This window comes from Negativicoccus succinicivorans, from assembly GCF_018373335.1.
Classification (GTDB): domain Bacteria; phylum Bacillota; class Negativicutes; order Veillonellales; family Negativicoccaceae; genus Negativicoccus; species Negativicoccus succinicivorans_A.
In genome coordinates this window covers 1-16,691 of the sequence record NZ_JAHAHH010000017.1, presented here as the reverse complement: position 1 = coordinate 16,691, position 16,691 = coordinate 1, and the positions used below count along the sequence as shown (strand labels likewise).

The 16,691-nt window shown below is 54.2% G+C and carries 16 protein-coding genes and 1 rRNA gene; 8 read left to right on the top strand and 9 right to left on the bottom strand.

Annotated features, from left to right (window positions below):
• The 3 genes from KH813_RS02455 to KH813_RS02445 all read right to left on the bottom strand — a co-directional run.
• Window positions 1-79 (bottom strand): 16S ribosomal RNA (locus KH813_RS02455); the annotation flags it as partial.
• A gap of 433 nt (window positions 80-512) precedes the next feature.
• Entirely contained in the window at window positions 513-2,003 is a 1,491-nt protein-coding gene (locus KH813_RS02450) for an aldehyde dehydrogenase family protein (protein WP_303992789.1), read from the bottom strand.
• Between the two features lie 188 nt (window positions 2,004-2,191).
• Window positions 2,192-3,628, bottom strand: a complete 1,437-nt coding sequence (locus tag KH813_RS02445) for an amino acid permease (protein WP_303992787.1) — start codon at window positions 3,626-3,628, stop codon at window positions 2,192-2,194.
• Window positions 3,629-3,849: 221 nt separating this feature from the next.
• Between KH813_RS02445 and lepB the strand changes: the two genes are divergently transcribed.
• A complete protein-coding gene (gene lepB, locus KH813_RS02440; RefSeq protein WP_303992782.1) occupies window positions 3,850-4,416 on the top strand; it encodes a signal peptidase I in 567 nt (188 codons plus the stop codon).
• A 39-nt stretch (window positions 4,417-4,455) separates the two neighbouring features.
• Here lepB and KH813_RS02435 read toward each other — a convergent pair whose 3' ends face one another.
• The 5 genes from KH813_RS02435 to KH813_RS02415 form a co-directional block, all read right to left on the bottom strand.
• The gene (locus KH813_RS02435) at window positions 4,456-5,109 is read right to left on the bottom strand and encodes a hypothetical protein (RefSeq protein ID WP_303992780.1); all 654 of its coding nucleotides are present in this window, start codon (window positions 5,107-5,109) and stop codon (window positions 4,456-4,458) included.
• Complete coding sequence (locus KH813_RS02430) at window positions 5,109-6,104, bottom strand: DUF1858 domain-containing protein (protein WP_303992778.1); 996 nt, start codon at window positions 6,102-6,104, stop codon at window positions 5,109-5,111. Before KH813_RS02430 ends, KH813_RS02435 begins: the two co-directional genes overlap by 1 nt.
• Before the next feature lies 1 nt (window position 6,105).
• Complete coding sequence (msrA, locus tag KH813_RS02425) at window positions 6,106-6,669, bottom strand: peptide-methionine (S)-S-oxide reductase MsrA (protein WP_303992775.1); 564 nt, start codon at window positions 6,667-6,669, stop codon at window positions 6,106-6,108.
• A gap of 78 nt (window positions 6,670-6,747) precedes the next feature.
• Window positions 6,748-7,917, bottom strand: coding sequence for an enhanced intracellular survival protein Eis (eis, locus tag KH813_RS02420; RefSeq protein WP_303992772.1), 1,170 nt, complete (start codon window positions 7,915-7,917; stop codon window positions 6,748-6,750).
• The gene (locus KH813_RS02415; RefSeq protein ID WP_369694426.1) at window positions 7,914-8,807 is read right to left on the bottom strand and encodes a DUF2156 domain-containing protein; all 894 of its coding nucleotides are present in this window, start codon (window positions 8,805-8,807) and stop codon (window positions 7,914-7,916) included. The genes eis and KH813_RS02415 overlap by 4 nt, the downstream gene beginning before the upstream one ends.
• A gap of 167 nt (window positions 8,808-8,974) precedes the next feature.
• Here KH813_RS02415 and KH813_RS02410 point away from each other — a divergent pair, with 167 nt between their 5' ends.
• Together KH813_RS02410 and KH813_RS02405 are read left to right on the top strand one after the other, a co-directional pair.
• Window positions 8,975-9,562: a 3'-5' exonuclease gene (locus tag KH813_RS02410; protein WP_303992770.1), complete on the top strand. Its 588-nt coding sequence runs from the start codon at window positions 8,975-8,977 to the stop codon at window positions 9,560-9,562.
• Between the two features lie 69 nt (window positions 9,563-9,631).
• Window positions 9,632-10,165: a methylated-DNA--[protein]-cysteine S-methyltransferase gene (locus tag KH813_RS02405; RefSeq protein ID WP_303992767.1), complete on the top strand. Its 534-nt coding sequence runs from the start codon at window positions 9,632-9,634 to the stop codon at window positions 10,163-10,165.
• A 174-nt stretch (window positions 10,166-10,339) separates the two neighbouring features.
• Here KH813_RS02405 and KH813_RS02400 read toward each other — a convergent pair whose 3' ends face one another.
• Window positions 10,340-11,260, bottom strand: coding sequence for a LysR family transcriptional regulator (locus KH813_RS02400; RefSeq protein WP_303992765.1), 921 nt, complete (start codon window positions 11,258-11,260; stop codon window positions 10,340-10,342).
• Window positions 11,261-11,385: 125 nt separating this feature from the next.
• On the opposite strand from KH813_RS02400, the gene KH813_RS02395 reads away from it, so the two are divergent.
• The 5 genes from KH813_RS02395 (at window position 11,386) to KH813_RS02375 (ending at window position 16,671) form a co-directional block, all read left to right on the top strand.
• Window positions 11,386-11,760 carry a CidA/LrgA family protein gene (locus KH813_RS02395; protein WP_303992764.1) on the top strand — a complete coding sequence of 125 codons (375 nt, stop codon included), beginning with the start codon at window positions 11,386-11,388 and terminating at the stop codon, window positions 11,758-11,760.
• Window positions 11,757-12,446: an LrgB family protein gene (locus KH813_RS02390; RefSeq protein ID WP_303992761.1), complete on the top strand. Its 690-nt coding sequence runs from the start codon at window positions 11,757-11,759 to the stop codon at window positions 12,444-12,446. Before KH813_RS02395 ends, KH813_RS02390 begins: the two co-directional genes overlap by 4 nt.
• Before the next feature lie 231 nt (window positions 12,447-12,677).
• Window positions 12,678-14,081: an NAD(P)/FAD-dependent oxidoreductase gene (locus tag KH813_RS02385; protein WP_303992759.1), complete on the top strand. Its 1,404-nt coding sequence runs from the start codon at window positions 12,678-12,680 to the stop codon at window positions 14,079-14,081.
• Complete coding sequence (purB, locus tag KH813_RS02380; protein WP_303992757.1) at window positions 14,074-15,366, top strand: adenylosuccinate lyase; 1,293 nt, start codon at window positions 14,074-14,076, stop codon at window positions 15,364-15,366. Before KH813_RS02385 ends, purB begins: the two co-directional genes overlap by 8 nt.
• Before the next feature lie 18 nt (window positions 15,367-15,384).
• Window positions 15,385-16,671 (top strand): adenylosuccinate synthase, encoded by a 1,287-nt coding sequence (locus KH813_RS02375; protein ID WP_303992754.1) that lies wholly within the window; start codon window positions 15,385-15,387, stop codon window positions 16,669-16,671.
• Window positions 16,672-16,691 lie beyond the last annotated feature (20 nt).

The window sequence follows — 16,691 nt, the reverse complement described above, 5'->3', positions numbered from 1 at the left end:
TCATATCTCTCCGTTCGACTTGCATGTGTTAGGCACGCCGCCAGCGTTCGTCCTGAGCCAGGATCAAACTCTCCATGATAGTTTGATTGCTCATTTGTTGCCTTGTTGCCAAGGACTTTTGTAATTGACTCGGGTCTGTATATCAGACCCGCACATTGGCGTTAATTCTTTGCATTGTTCAGTTTTCAAAGAACCGCGTCGCTTCATGCGACTTCATTTATAGTATCACGTTCCAACTTCGACTGTCAAGAATTTATTTTCGTTTCTGACCATTTTTTATCCGCTCGTTGACACAGCGTCTACATTGGGTTCGTGATACGCAAGCGAGATTTATTGTAGCATCGAAAAATGGTCTTACCAATTGTTTCCCATTTTTTTGCGACATAATGTCGCGTTCGTATACTTCTTTATTTATATATCCTTATATGCGTAATCGTAACCGTTTACAAGGTTGCCAAACAGCAAAAAAGGAGCGCCGCAGCGCTCCTTTTGCTGTGCGGGTATGCGCACGATTATTTCGTTTGGTACATGCCGCTCGGTTCTTCGTTGATGTTGATCAGGATGCTCTTCACCTGAGTGTAGTGATCCAAGATCATGGCATGGGTTTCACGACCGATACCGGACTGTTTGTAGCCGCCGAACGGAGCGCCGGCCGGAATCTGGTTGTAGGTATTGACCCACATGCGGCCGGTTTCAATGCCGCGCGCCACGCGGATGGCTTTGTTGATATTGGTAGTGAAGACGCCGCCGCCGAGTCCGTAAATGCTGTCGTTGGCCAAGCGGATGACTTCTTCTTCATCTTTAAATTTCTGTACCACAACGACCGGTCCGAAGATTTCTTCCTGCGCGATCTTCATGTCGTTGGTCACATCCGCAAAGATCGTCGGTTCGACGAAGAAACCTTTGTCGAGGCCGTCTTTGGTGATACGTTTGCCGCCGGCCACAAGACGCGCGCCTTCTTCCTTACCGATTTCCACATATTTGAGCACTTTCTTGAGTTGATCTTCATAAATCAAAGCGCCCATCTGGGTATCCGCGTCGAGCGGATTGCCGACTTTCACTTTCTTGAAGAGTTTCGCCAGACGTTCCACGAATTCATCGTAGATCGATTCCTGAACGAAAATACGCGAGCCCGCGCAGCAGACCTGACCCTGGTTGAAGAGGATGCCGAGTTGCGCGCCGTCCATAGCGATGTCCCAGTCCATATCCTCGAAGAAAATGTTGGCCGATTTGCCGCCGAGTTCCAAAGTGGCCGGAATCATGTGCGAGCAGGCCGCTTCATATACGCCCTGACCGACAGCGGTCGAACCGGTGAACGCCAATTTATTGAAACCTTTATTTTGCAGCATGTATTCGCCCGCTTTGGAGCCGCTGCCGGTGATGATGTTCAGAACACCTTTCGGCAAAATGCCCGCTTCATCAATCAAGCGCGCCAATTCCAAGACGGAAAGCGATGTGTGGCTCGACGGTTTCAAAACAACGGTGCAGCCCGCCGCCAGCGCCGGCGCCAATTTCCACGCCGCCATCAGGAACGGGAAGTTCCACGGAATGATCTGACCGACGACGCCAATCGGTTCGCGAAGGATGAGGCTGAGCGTATTTTCATCGATCATGGTCGCCGCGCCTTCCCGACCGCGCAGCAGACCGCCGAAGTAACGGAAATGATCCGCCGCGAACGGAACATCCGCCGCCATCGTTTCACGGATCGGTTTACCGTTGTCAAGCGTTTCCACCGTTGCCAAATGTTCTTTATTGGCATCGATCAGATCCGCGATCGCCGTCAGTACCTGCTGACGTTCCTGCGGCGTGGTTTTTTTCCAGCTTTCAAACGCTTCCTGCGCCGCCACTACCGCTTTTTCCACATCCGCTTCGGTGGCTTCCGCGATGTGCGCCAATTCTTTACCGTCAATCGGACTGTGCACGGCAATCAGTTCTTGATCACCGGCCGCGACCCATTCACCGCCAATATAAAGATCGTATTTCTTTTGCAACTTTGCTTTCATCAATACCATCCTCTCTGCATTTCGAATTTTATCTATATGATATGAATTGATTATACCATGCTTATTTTTAATATTCAAGCGTTTCGATATACTAAAAGAACTATTTACCTCCGCATTTTCTTTTTTCATCATGCGCCATATGAAAACGCCCCTCGCACGAGGGGCGTTTTTTATGTACGGAAAAAAGTTTACGATTCGGTCGCGGCGGCATCTTCCACTTGCGCGCGGTAGCGCCGATGAGCGTCACTGCCGATGGAGAGCACGCTGTGCTTATGACCGTAGAATAAATAAATCAACAGTCCCACGAAAAGCCAACCGCCGAACATCATGAAAGTATGCACGGAAAGATTGCTGAAAATGTAGCCGCAAAAAACGATGCCCAACGTGGCCATCGGATACAGCGCCGGACAGCGGAACGGGCGCGGCAATTCCGGATGCCGTTTCCGCAAGAGCATGACGCCGACTAAGGAGCAAAGGAACGCGAAGAGCGTGCCCGCGCTCGTCATTTCCGCGATGACGTGAATCGGAGTAAGACCCGCCATGACGGCAACGAGCGTGCCGACGATCAACGTGACTTCCACCGGCGTGCCGGTTTTGGCGTTTACTTTGGAAAATGATTTCGGCAACAGACCGTCACGACTCATGGCGAAAAAGACACGGCTTTGCGCAAAAAGGAACACCAAAATGACGGTCGAAAGGCCGCAAAGCGCGCCGGTGCCGACCAGCGCCGAGCCGAACGAATAGCCGAGATAGCGCAATACGTAGGCGACCGGTTCCGCGTTATTCAAATCACTGTAAGGAACCACGCCGGTCAAAACGGCGCTGACCGCGATGTAAAGCAAGGTGCAGATCAAGAGCGACGCGATGATGCCGATCGGCATGTCGCGATTCGGATTATTCGTTTCTTCCGCCGCGGTAGCGATGCAGTCAAAACCGATGTACGAGAAGAAAATAACCGCCGTGCCCGCCGAAACGCCGTGCCAGCCGAAAGGCAACACCGGTACCCAGTTGGCGGGTTCCACACTCGGCGCCGCGAGGAAAAGGAAAATAAAAATCGCCGCGACTTTGACGAAAACGAGAATTTTATTGACGCGCGCGGATTCCTTCGTGCCGCGAATCAAAAGCAAGGTGATGATCCCGACGATGAACATCGCCGGCAAATTAATCAGTCCTCCTTCCATCGGTCCCGCCGTAAGCGCCTGCGGTAAATGGAAGCCGATCGATTTTAACAAACCGGACAGGTACGCGCTCCAACCGACGGCGACGGTCGCCGAACCGACGGAGTATTCCAAAATCAGCCCCCAGCCGACGAGCCACGCGACGATTTCACCGAGCGTGCTGTACGTGTACGTGTAGCCTGATCCCGCCACCGGCAAGGCCGCTGCCAGTTCCGAGTACGCGAGCGCGACGAACGCGCAGGTGATCCCCGCCAAAATAAACGACAGCATGATGCCCGGTCCGGCGTAATCCGCCGCGACCACGCCCGTCAGCACGAAAATGCCCGTGCCGATAATAATGCCCAAACCGAGCAGAGTGATGTCGATCGCGTTCAAACCTTTTTTCAGCGAACTCTGCGCTAAATTATGTTGAAACATTCCCAACGACTTTTTCCGAAACAGCTCCATTTATGCTCCTCTTTCTTCTGTTAAAAACATTACGTTTTCTATACTATCACAAAAAATCTTCAAAAATACCGTATATACGAAATGAATATATGTTGTATACTATTTGCATTTTATGAATGATTAGTGTAACCTGATAAATTTTCGTGTTCGCGCTTTTATTCTTGCCAGTTCCAAAGGCAGTTGCTACAATAAATAAATGAATGAACTGCGAGGAGGACTGTATGAATCATTTTTGGAAAGAAGTATGGGATTGGGTGTATTCAATCATTGTGGCATTGGCGTTGGCCATGCTGATTCACATTTTTATTTTTGTGCCGACCCGCGTCGCCGGCGAATCGATGGTGCCGACGCTGCATAACGGTCAGTATTTATTAGTTTCCAAAATCAGTCATGTGCTTCGTGAGCTGCCCGACTACGGGCAAATCGTCATCATCGACAGCCGCACGCAACGACCGCGCGATTGGGGCGATGATTTCGCGGAGCCTGCGTACAACTACATGTCGCTTGTGGATTCCTCGTACGCGGCGAATTACATTTGGGTCAAACGCGTTATCGCTCATCCGGGCGATCGTCTCGGTTTCCGCGACGGGCATGTTTACCGAAACGGCCGCGCGCTGAACGAACCGTACATCAACGAACCGATGAAATTTAACTTAGACGGTGAGTTTATCGTTCCCGAGGGCACGGTGTTCGTCATGGGCGACAACCGCAACCACTCCAGCGACAGCCGCTACATCGGACCGGTACCGATCGGTCATATTTTAGGTAATGTGGTGTACGAATTTTAAGCACAAAAAAACACTCCGTACGGAGTGTTTTTTATTGTCTTATTTTACTTTCGTGATGATGAAGCGTTGCGGTGACGTCGTCTCGTCCGCGACGAAATGGCACGCGGGCGTGAGCGCGTGTACGTACGCGCGCAACCACAGCGCCCAAAGCGTCAACCATTCTTCCTGCGCGAGTTCGATGTCCCGCCAAATATCCTGCAAAAACGGCAACGGCATTTCCCAGGCAAAAAGCTCGTCACTGGCCGCCAATACGTTGACTTCCTGCGGCCACGTCGGGATCCCCCACAGACTTTGCGTCAACGTCTGCGCCGCTTGCAACGCCGTATCCACCGACAGCGCCAAACGTCGCGCTTCCATGCCTTGCCGCTGGCCGTCGCGCGTCCAAATACCGGCGGTCAGTTCCGATGCCGGCGCCACCTCGAAATCATAGAGCGCCGCGATGTATGCCGCCTCGCGCGTGAGCGCCGTGCGCACCACTGTCGCCAACGGCGTCAGATCGTCCGTATCGGCGGGTAACAGATCTTCCAAACGGTAGTCCGGCGTCTGTGGTTTGCCGTATTGCAAAACGGCCTCCGCGTACCGCCGATCCGCTTCCTGTCCGAAAACGCGTCGCGCCGCCTCGTGCAAGCGCAGAAAACGGCCGTCACTCGCGGCCGCCTGTGCGTAAATAAGCGCCGCTCGATTGGTTTCCATCAGACCTCCTTGCGCAATTTCCGATGAATTTGCGCCAAAAGATCCGGTTCGCTGACGGAGTTCTCCGCCGCGAGCGCGCCCAAAGTCGTCGACATTTCATCAGGCAATGAAATGCCGTATTCCTGCAGTACGCTTACCGTCTGCGGGTACATGGTGAATAATTCCTGCAACGGCGTCTCCCCCGTGATCAGTTCCTTACCGAGTTTATCGGCAAGATATTCATTCATTTCGCCCATGATTTCAAAAATATCGAGGCCGTGCACCTGACACGCTTCCCACAGACTTTCGTCGTAGGAAATGACGCAACCGATGCAATGCATGCCGTATTCCATAAACAGCGGACCCATTTCCGGATACACCGTCAGAATTTGCATCAAATTGTCATCCGGACGCACGAAATCGCCATGATGCAACGTCCGCGCCGCCGGGCGTTCATCCCAGTCGGTCGGTGGCGCGGGATCATACGCGAGATTGTAAAAATCGCCCCCCGACGTGTATTCCGGAGGCAACGCCGAAGCATCCGTCAGCGGTTCGACGCCGAGCACTTCACGACGAAACGCGTCCAGCCCGATGCGTTCCACAAAATGCGGCAAGGTTTCAAATTTTTCCTGGTTCGTGTAAAAAGCGCCCGCGCGTTCCAAAATCCGCACCGCATCATCAGGCATGCTCACGAAACCGACAAAGACATTCTCGCCGAGAAATATTTCCCAGCCGTCTTCCATGCCGACCGCGCGCAACGGCAGCGGCGTCTCGATATCGCAGGTGACGACATCCTGCGGCCACTCCGCGTACGGCGACATGCCCGTCGCGATCAATAACGGCGCGACTTCATCGGCGGCGATCCCCGCCAGCGTCACATCGCCGTTCGGCTGCAGAATGATGCTCGCCTGATACATTTTCGCCGCGTCTTCCGCCGTCTTCAAAAACGCCTTGCGTCCGTCGCCTTTGGTAGCGAAATGAACCGCCAGCGCATAGGTCATATTGCTCAACTCCACGTCACTCCTTCGTTTCGGCCGCAGTAATCACGCCGGCGCGTTCAAGCGCCGCCAGATTAATATGGCAGTAGCCCTGCGGATGTTTCTTTAAATAGTTTTGATGCTCCTCTTCCGCGGTATAAAAATTTTCCAGCGGCAATAATTCCGTCTGTATTTTTTTACCGCCGAGAACAGCAGGTTCTTCATGAATCGTCATCGCGCCCTCTTGGCCGCGTTGCTGCAAACGGTTAAAATATTGCTCCAGCATCGGCTCATCGGCGGGATCGGTATAGTACACGCCGGTCCGATATTGACTGCCTATGTCATTGCCCTGACGATTTTTACTGTACGGATCAATGACGGTGAAGAAAACGCCGAGAATGTCCGTCAACGCAATCTTTTGCGGATCATACGTTACCTTGACCGTTTCGGCCGCGCCGGTTTCATCCGTACACACATCTTCATAGCTCGGCGCCGCCTGCTTGCTGTTGGCGTAGCCGACTTCCGTCGCGATCACTCCCGGCAAGCGTGAAAATACTTCTTCCAGTCCCCAGAAGCAACCTCCCGCCAAGTAAATTTTCCGCATTGACATTCCCCTCCGTCTTGCCATTTGTTCGGAATACGGTGGCAATAAAAACATAACTACCGATAGTATATCATCCGCTCAATACCACTCATTAATATATACGCGCCGCGCCGGATACAGTCGATCCAGCAACGCGATCGCTTCCGCCTTACCCGTCAGACGCCCCGCGCGCGCCAAGTCACCGGCCGTCAGACGTCCGATGAGCATGACGCCGAGCGTACCGACATCCGTCGTCACATCCGCCGCGTCTTTGGTCGGTTCGACGCGACTGTAACCGTCCGTCGCGGTCACGTGAACCGTTTCCGTCGCGCCTTCGGGCAATGTGACCGCGACATTCAGCGCGCCGTCGGCCGCCGCCGGAATTTGCGACCAAAATTTCGCCACATCGGCGATGCGAATCATCATGAACGGAAACGTTTCATTTTGCGTGTAAATATGTTCCGCGCCGTCCGACCACGTCAGATAGGAAGCGTCATCCAGCGGGGCGAAGCGCACCCAGTCTTTGAACTCGCCCGCCTGTTGACGAATGAATTGATATAACGCGCGATCGCCCGCCGCGGTCGGCGAAATCCATTCTCCGACCAACAGCGTTTCGTCCTGGCGCGAGAAAAATACATAGCCGAGCGGTTGCGCTCCTTCATACGCGACTACCGCGTGTCCTTCCGCCAGCTGGCCGCGCACCAGTCGTGCAAACGTTTCCGCATCCCGCTCAGCGTAGCCGGAAACACCCGTCATCGCCGCCCGATATAAATCGACAAGCGGTTGCACGGAACTTTCCCCCGCCAACCATTCGTAATGAATATCGCCCTCCGGCAACGCGTACGCCTGCGCGCGCGACTCAAACGCGCTCCGCCGCCGCCACTGGTGGCAATACAGCGACCAGCCGCGCGGAATATAAAAACCCGCCGCCGACGGCATCAAAATATTGGCGTAGCGTCCGAGACGGTTACCTTCCGCCAGCGCCGCCTGTAAAAGCGCACCGGCATAGCCGCGCCCGCGCGCCGCCGGATGCGTCGCCAGTCCCACGATATACGTCACCGGCACGGACGCGCCGCGAATCGAAAGCGTGTAGCGCCGTAAATGTAACGCCGCCGCAAGCCCTGTCTCCGTGGTATATAAAAGCGTTTCCTCGGGACGGTAACATTCTTGAAAATAAAATTGAAAAAACGGTTCGTCGCGTTTTTCAAAGTGGTAATCCCAGAGCGCCTCTACCGCCGCGCGGTCACGCTCTTGCGCCGTACGTATCATTCACTGAGCTCCCGCGCCAACGGCTTGCCGCAAACGCCGTCGGCCAAATACACGTCATATTTTTCCGCGAAATGATCCGGATGGTAGCTTTCTTTCGCCTGCCGCAAACCCTCGATCCCCATATCTTCCTCGCGGTTGATGAATTCGGTATCCGCCCAGGCGTAGCTGACGAATTCCTGATTGATGATTTGGAAACTGCCGCGCACATTCGGATTCGCCTTTTCAAAATGAATGACCGCCAACTTCGGGTGAATATATTCGCCGATCGAAAACGCGATAATCTTGCCGTAAATCCGAATCGCGCCGCCCTTCACGCCGAGCGCGTCCCAGTTGTCAAACACCCGTTCGATGCCGACGCGTTCCGCCGCCATATCTTCCGTCGTCCGGTGTTCGTCCAGCCATTCATCGGCCACCGCCAAACATTCTTCCTTATGCTCCGGCCCGAGGTCCACATATTCGTAACCCATGTAATCGCGCCGAAACGCGTTCACATGATTTTTCTTTTGCCGCAACGACTTGCCCGGCAAATTGATTAAATCGCTTGTCTTATAAATGTATTCAAAGTTATCGCGGTCACGTTCGTAACGATAGCAACTCGGACACAGTTCCCGCATCCGTTCCACGACCCACGGTGAAACACCTTTCAAAAGAAAAGGCAAGTTTTGCTCCGCAAACCAGTCTTCCGCTTTGCGTAATCCCGCCACAAAGGAATTGTTTTCGCCCGCGAATGGCGGCAGTAAAAACTCGTGTCCGTACCGCCCCGCACGAATAAACAGAATGTCGTCTTCGACCGCCCAAGCTAAGCGAAACGCGTCTTGCCAAATGAAAAGGGTACCGAACGCGCATTCCGATTGTTCATAATGATGCTCACTGAAAAATCGATCTAAAATCGGTTTATCTTCGATGGCAAACGGTTGAAAATTAATGATAGTTCACTCCTGTTCGTAGTCTTCCCAGTATTATCGATTTTTTTCTATTTACTATTTTAGCACAGCTCCGAAGGCATGTCACCTGCGCCCGCGTCATGGTATAATGACCTCATTACAAAGGAGCTATTATGGAATTTATCGCTTTTGATTTTGAAACGGCGACGCAGTCGCCCGCCAGCGCCTGCTCGCTCGCCGTCGTACGTTTCACCGAGGACGGCGCGCAGGAAACCGTCGCGCATTTATTTCCGCCGCCGGAGATGAAATTTGACGATGACAATATTCGCATCCATCAAATTCGTCCCGCCGACGTCGCGGACCTGCCGACATTGCCCGCCATTTGGGAGGACTTCGCGCCGTATTTTGACGGCACGTTTTGCGTCGCGCACAATGCGAAATTCGACACGGAAGTTTTACGCGCGTCACTTTCCTACTACGGACTGACGCTGCCTTCCTTTCAATACGGCGACACCGTCACGCTCGCGCGGCGCGTGTGGCCCGATCTGCCGGCGTACGCGCTCAATCGCGTCGGCGATTTTCTCGGCCTGACATTTCATCATCACCGCGCCGATGAAGACGCGTTGATCTGCGGTGAAATCGTCCGCCACGCTTTGCAAGAAACAGAGCACACCGATGCGATCGCCATGTTCCGAGAGCTCGGCCTCGGCCCGCACGCTTTTTTAGGCGAAGCCGGCTGGACGCAAGGCGCGTTATTCTGATCTTCTGCGCATACGCAAATGCGGTTTTGATGTATTTACGTAAATCGTATTTTTTGATAAGGAGTTTTTATGCCCACACCGACGCCGCTCGCGCGGTACACCTGGTCGTATGGCAAAGGGCGCGCCACGCTCAACGCGTCCGAAAACGGTTTGATCGCTTTCACGCCGGCCGCGGCGCTCGCCGCGCGCGCGCATTGGGAAACGCCCGCCGAACAATTTAGTATCGCCGGTTGCGGTTTCGGCATCGAGCAGGCGACCAACTGGCTCGACACCGCGCTCTTGCAAATCGACGAATACCTCGCCGGCACGCGCCAACATTTCATCGTGCCCTTTGATCTCGCCGGCACCGAATTTGATCGGGCGGTCTGGCGTTTGCTGCAGGAAATTCCTTACGGCGAAACCGTCACCTACGGTCGCGTCGCGCAAGCGCTCGGTCGTCCCGGCGCCGCGCGCGCCGTCGCCAACGCCTGCGGTCGCAATCCCCTGCCGCTCTTCATCCCCTGCCACCGCGTCGTCGCACAAAACGGTCCCGGCGGCTACCATGACATCGAAGGCGTACAAACGAAATTATTTTTACTGCGCCATGAAGGCGTGCGCATATGAAAAGCACTCTGTAATAGGGAGTGCTTTTTTCTTGCTTTTCTTTTTGTTTATTTCCTTATATATTAATACAATAAAGCCACGGATGCTTACCGTGGCTTTTAGTTTTCCCAAATCGCGAGAGCTGTTTCTCTCCGCGATACGGCCATGATTTCGCGATGATCTGTCCCGCGCGAATTATTTTTTGTGCGCGGCGGAAGCGGCAGTGTCGAGTCCCTGATGCATGCGAAAATATTCGACGAAGAGTTCGACGACGGTGCCGGCGTAACGCTTATCCTGCCAAACGAGCGCGGCGCGCCAGGCCAGGTCGGTGTCGACGAGCGGTCGATCCACGAGATTCGGATACAGTTGCGGCACGAATCGCCCGAGCGGTTCAGGCAGTAAGGTGACGCCGACATTCGCATCGGCAAAGGCCGCGAGCAAACTCCATTCATAGGCCTGAATGGCGATTTGCGGACGCATTTCGCGCGCCTGGAAATTGCGGATGATGCTGCGATACAAAGTGGTTTCGTTCGTAAACGTAATGAGTTTGGTCGTAGCGAGGTCCTCAATGGTAAGCGCATCTTTGGCCGCGAGCGGATGATCTTTATGCAAAAACGCGTGCACTTCTTCGCGCGGCAAAAGCAGCGTCTCATGGTCGCCGTTAATCGTCGGAACGATGCAAAAACCGCAATGCACCGCGCCGCTTTCCAGCAGTTCTTCCACGATCGCCGTCGGACGTTCGACGAGTTCGATGGCAAGATAAGGATACGCGGCGGAAAAATCACGCAGCAGCTCCGGCAGATAAATCGTGCCGACCATCGGCGCGACGCCGAGGACGATTTTTCCCTGACGGCGCAGCTCCGGCGAGACGATGTCCGCCTCCAGCCGATAGTATTGGTCGAGAAATTCTTCCACTTTCGGCAAGATGACTTCGCCCGCATCGGTCAGCGCGATCGTCTTACCCTGGCGATGAAAAAGTTGCACGCCCCAACGCTCTTCCAACGCGCGGATGGCCTTGGAAATCGACGGCTGACTGATGTGCAGGCTTTGCGAAGCGCGCGTGAAAGATTTCCAGTGCGCGACTTCGCTGAAGTATTGTAAATGCAATAACTCCATGAGCTTCCCCTTTACTTTTACCGATGAAGAGAGTAGAATAAATCTACTGTTTTCTTTGGACTTAACAGGCCTTTGCGCCTCATTGTTCTTATTTTACTATATATTTACCATTTTAGGAGAATTTTATGTGGTGGTTTAGGGCCGCTTGGCAAATCGTCCTTTTGAGCGGCATTTTTTATTTGAGTGAACGAACCGTACGCGCCATCGGTTTGCCGGTACCCGGCGCGCTCTTGGGCATGGCGCTGCTGTTCTTCGCGCTCCAATACAAAATCGTGCGACTGGAATGGGTGGAAGACGGCGCGGATCTCTTAATTCGCGATCTGCTGTTGTTCTTTATTCCGCCGGCCGTCGGTATCATGCAGTACACCAATTTATTCGGCGCGATCGGTTCGAAACTGGTCGGCGCGGTGGCGATCAGCATCTTGATCGTGCTGTGGATCATTTCGCTCTGCACGGTGCTGGTGATGCGCGCGCGACGGAAAGGATGGAAACGGTTATGATCGCGATTATACTTTCCCTCTGCGGGACGCTGGCGGCGTACTACCTGATCAAGGCATTGTACCTGCGCACCGGTTCGCTTTGGTTCATGCCGCTCGTCTTATGTCCGATCGCGATTGTCGCGTTGCTGCTTTTTGCGGGCGTGCCGTATGAAGAATACCGCGGCGGCGGTTCGGTTTTGCAGTGGCTGTTGGGACCGGCGACGGTGGCATTCGCCGTACCGCTTTACCGGCAACAGAACTTGATCCGAAAATATCTGCCGGAGCTTTCGATTGTCGGCATCGTCGCGGCCACTACCGCGATCACGACGACGATGGGCATCGTGCATCTCTTCGGCGTGGATGAAAGCTACGTGCTGAGTCTCGCGCCGCGTTCCATCACAACGCCGTTGGCGATGAACGTCTCGGTAATGCTCGGCGGCAATGAAACGATCACGGCGGTGTTCGTCATTTTAACGGGCGTGATCGGCATGTTAATGACAGTCACCATCATTCGGTTTTTAAATATTCATAATCCCTTACTGAAAGGTCTGCTCTTCGGCTTTACGGCGCACGGCACGGGTACGGCGCGCGCGTACGAAGAGAATGAAAAGGCCGGCGTCATGGCGTCGGTAGCGATGATCTTCATGGGCGTCATCACCGCTCTCATCGCGCCTTTTCTCGTTCCGCTACTGTTGCATATATTTTGATTTTCAACCGGCTTCGGCCGGTTTTTTATTTTCGCAATCCATTCTTTTTTCCGCAAAAAATAAACGTCTTCAAAAGTTTGCGAACAATTTTATACTTAGTCTGTAAATCGTTCGTTATTTATTGACAACGTATTGTCCTACTGGTATTATGTGAAAGGGAAATAACAGAGAGCTCAAAAAAGTCCCCGCACTTTTTTGAGCTGTTTTTATGAGTAAGAAAGGAAGATTTCCTTGGCCGATTACGACGTGGTCATTATCGGCGCCGGACCCGCCGGAATTTTCACGGCGCTGGAACTGGCCGATACCGGACAAAAAGTCTTAATCCTGGAAAAAGGACATGACATCGCCACGCGCGCGTCGCAAAACGCGGATCGCGCGACTCCGCTCGAAGAACGCCGTCGCAATATCGTTTGCGGCTGGGGCGGCGCCGGCGCGTTTTCCGACGGCAAGCTGACGCTGACGACGGAGTACGGCGGCAATTTGGATGACTTCATGAGCAAGGCCGCCTTGCAAAAAGAGATCGACCATGTCGATGCCGTATACAGTCAATACGGCGGGGCGGATCGCAAGGTCTACGGCGATGAGCACGCGGAAGCGATCGCGCAGCTGAAACGGCGCGCGGCCGCCGCCGATCTCGCGCTGATCCCGGCGCGCATTCGCCATCTCGGCACGGATGTCAACGTTGAAATTCTGAAGAACATGCGCGAAGCGCTCGCGGGTAAAATCGATATCCGTTGCGATACGGAAGTGACCGAACTCGTGTTTGAAGGCGGACGCGTGCAAGGCGTCAAGGTCGGCGACGAATATATCGGCACCAAGTACCTCGTCGCCGCGCCGGGGCGCGAAGGTTCGGAATGGTTCGTGACGCAGGCCAAACATTACGGTCTCGAACTTTCGAGCAACGCCGTCGATATCGGCGTGCGTGTCGAAACGCCCGCGGAAATCTTCCAACACATTACCGATATCGTTTACGAGTCGAAGTTGCTTTACTTCTCGCGCTCATTTGACGATCAGGTACGCACGTTTTGCATGAATCCGAACGGCTTTGTCGTCACGGAAAACAACGGCGGCCTGCTGACGGTGAACGGACACAGTTACGCGCACAAAAAGAGTCCCAACACGAACTTCGCGCTGCTCGTTTCAAAACGTTTCACGCAGCCGTTTAAAGAACCGATCGCGTACGGTAAATCGATCGCTCGTCTCGCCAATCTTTTGGGCGACGGCCCGATCGTGCAGCGCCTCGGCGATTTACGTGACGGACGTCGTTCGACGCCCGAACGGATTCGCCGCGGTCTGGTCCATCCGACGATGCCGTCGGCGACGCCCGGCGATCTCTCGCTGGTACTGCCGTATCGTCATCTGGTCGATATTATGGAAATGTTTGAAGCACTGGATGCCGTCGCGCCCGGAGCAAATTCGCGACACACGCTGTTATACGGCGTGGAAGCGAAATTCTATTCCTCGCGTCTGCAATTATCCGATCAATTGGAAACGACTATTCCCAACTTTTTCGCCGCCGGTGACGGAGCCGGTATCACCCGCGGTCTGATTCAGGCATCTGTCGCCGGCGTTATCGTGGGTCGTGAGATCCGCCGTCGGGAAACCGAAGCCAAAGGAGGCCATTCGCATGATTGAACGTTATACGAAACCCGAAATGGGTAAAATTTGGACGGAAGAACACGAATTCCGCCGCATGCTCGATGTCGAAATTTACGCTTGTGAAGCGCAAGCGGAGTTAGGCGTCATTCCGAAAGAAGCCGTGAAAACGATTCGTGAAAAAGCGGATTTCAAAGTGGAACGCATTCATGAAATCGAAGCGGAAATCAACCATGACATTATTTCCTTTTTAACTGCCGTCGGAGAATTCGTCGGCGAAGATTCGAAATACATCCACATGGGTCTCACCTCGACGGATGTCAAGGACACCGCGCTCTGCTCCATGCTCTGCGACGCGACCGATCTTTTAATCAAAGACCTGGAAGCGTTCCACGAAGTATTGCGCCGCCGCGCCGTGGAATTCAAATATACGGAAATGGTCGGCCGGACGCACGGCATTCACGCGGAACCGACCACATTCGGTCTGAAATTGCTCCTTTGGTACGATGAGACGGAACGCAATCTGCGTCGTCTGCGTACGGCGCGCGAAGAAATCGCCGTCGGTAAAATTTCCGGCGCGGTCGGAACCTACGCCAACGTCGATCCCTTCGTAGAAAAATACGTTTGCGAAAAATTGGGCCTCACGCCGTCTAAGATTTCGACGCAGGTGTTGCAGCGTGATCGCCATGCGGCCTACATCACGACGCTCGCCGTCATCGCCAGCTCCCTGGATAAATTCGCTACCGAAATCCGCAACCTGCAACGCACGGATATTCGTGAAGCGGAAGAATATTTCTCGCCGAAACAAAAAGGTTCATCGGCCATGCCGCACAAACGCAACCCGATCACCTGCGAACGCGTCAGCGGTCTCGCGCGCGTCATGCGCGGTTACAGTATTCCGGCGCTCGAAGACGTGGCGCTGTGGCATGAACGCGACATCTCGCACTCCTCGGTCGAACGCGTCATCTTGGCCGACGCGACGATCACGTTGGACTACATGCTGCAGATTTTCACGCGCGTCGTCGATAAACTGCTCGTCTATCCGGATACCATGCGCGCCAACCTGAACAAAACCGGCGGTCTCATCTACAGCCAGCGCGTGCTCTTGGCGCTTGTCGACAAAGGCGCGATGCGTGACGACGCGTACCGCTGGGTACAGCGCAACGCGATGAAACGTTGGCTGGAAGGGGAAGATTTCCTCGAAAACTTGTTGAAAGATGAAGATGTCCGTCGCTATTTAAATGAAGATGAAATTCGTGCCCGTTTCGATCCGCACGCCATGCTGACGCACGTGGACGAGGTCTTCGCACGCTTCGGCTTATAAGAGAAAGGATGTAACCTAATGACTACAGCAATGGTCATCGGCACCCAATGGGGTGACGAAGGAAAAGGTAAAATCGTCGACTACTTGGCGGCTCGCGCCGATGTCGTCGTACGTTCGCAAGGCGGCAATAACGCCGGTCACACGGTCGTCGTCGACGGCCAGGCGTTCGCGCTGCGTCTGCTGCCGAGCGGCATTATGTACCCGGGCAAAGCATGCGTCATCGGCACCGGTGTCGTCATCGACCCGAAAGGCCTGATCGCCGAACTCGATTCGATTATTGAAAAAGGAATCGACGTTTCCGCGCTTGAAATTTCCGATCGCGCCCACGTGGTTTTCCCGTACCACAACCGCATTGACGAAGCGGAAGAACGGCTCAAAGGCGAGAAGAAAATCGGCACGACGAAAAACGGTATCGGCCCCTGCTATGCCGATAAAGTCAACCGCATCGGCATCCGCATGGCCGATCTCATGGATCGCGATGTGTTCGCGGAAAAGTTGCGTTGGAATTTGGAATGGAAAAACCGCCTGTTCCGCGATTTCTACCATGTCGAAGAATTTGATTTCGATACGATGTTTGAAGAGTATTGCGGTTATGCCGACCGTTTGCGCCCCTACGTGCGTGACACGAATTACAGCGTGCATGACTACATCGGCGAAGGCAAAAGCGTGCTCTTTGAAGGCGCGCAAGCGACCATGCTCGACCTCGACCACGGCACCTATCCGTTCGTCACGAGCTCGCACCCGATCGCGGGCGGCGCTTGCATCGGCGCGGGCATCGGTCCGCACCGCATGGAAAATATTTTCGGCGTGGTGAAAGCGTACAGCACGCGCGTCGGCGCGGGTCCGTTCCCGACCGAACTCAACGACGCCACCGGCGATCATTTGCGCGAGCGCGCGCATGAATACGGCACCGTCACCGGTCGCCCCCGTCGCTGCGGCTGGCTCGACGCGGTCGGCGTGCGTTATGCCGCGATGCTGAACAGCTTGGACTACCTCGCGATCACGCGTTTGGATATCCTCGACGAACTCGAAACGATTAAAATCGGTAAAGCGTACCGCGATCCGAACGGTAACGAAGTCGCGCAGTATCCCGCCGACCTCAACCATCTCGAAACGCTCGAACCGGTCTATGAGGAAATGCCCGGTTGGCAGGAAGATATCACCGGTGTGCGCAAGTACGAAGACTTGCCGGAAAACTGTAAAAAATATCTGGAAAAAATTTCCGAACTCACCGGCGTAAAACTCGGCATCATTTCCGTCGGTCCGGATCGTGAACAGACGATTGACCTCGTCAACGTACTGTAAACGTATAAAAAAGAACGCGC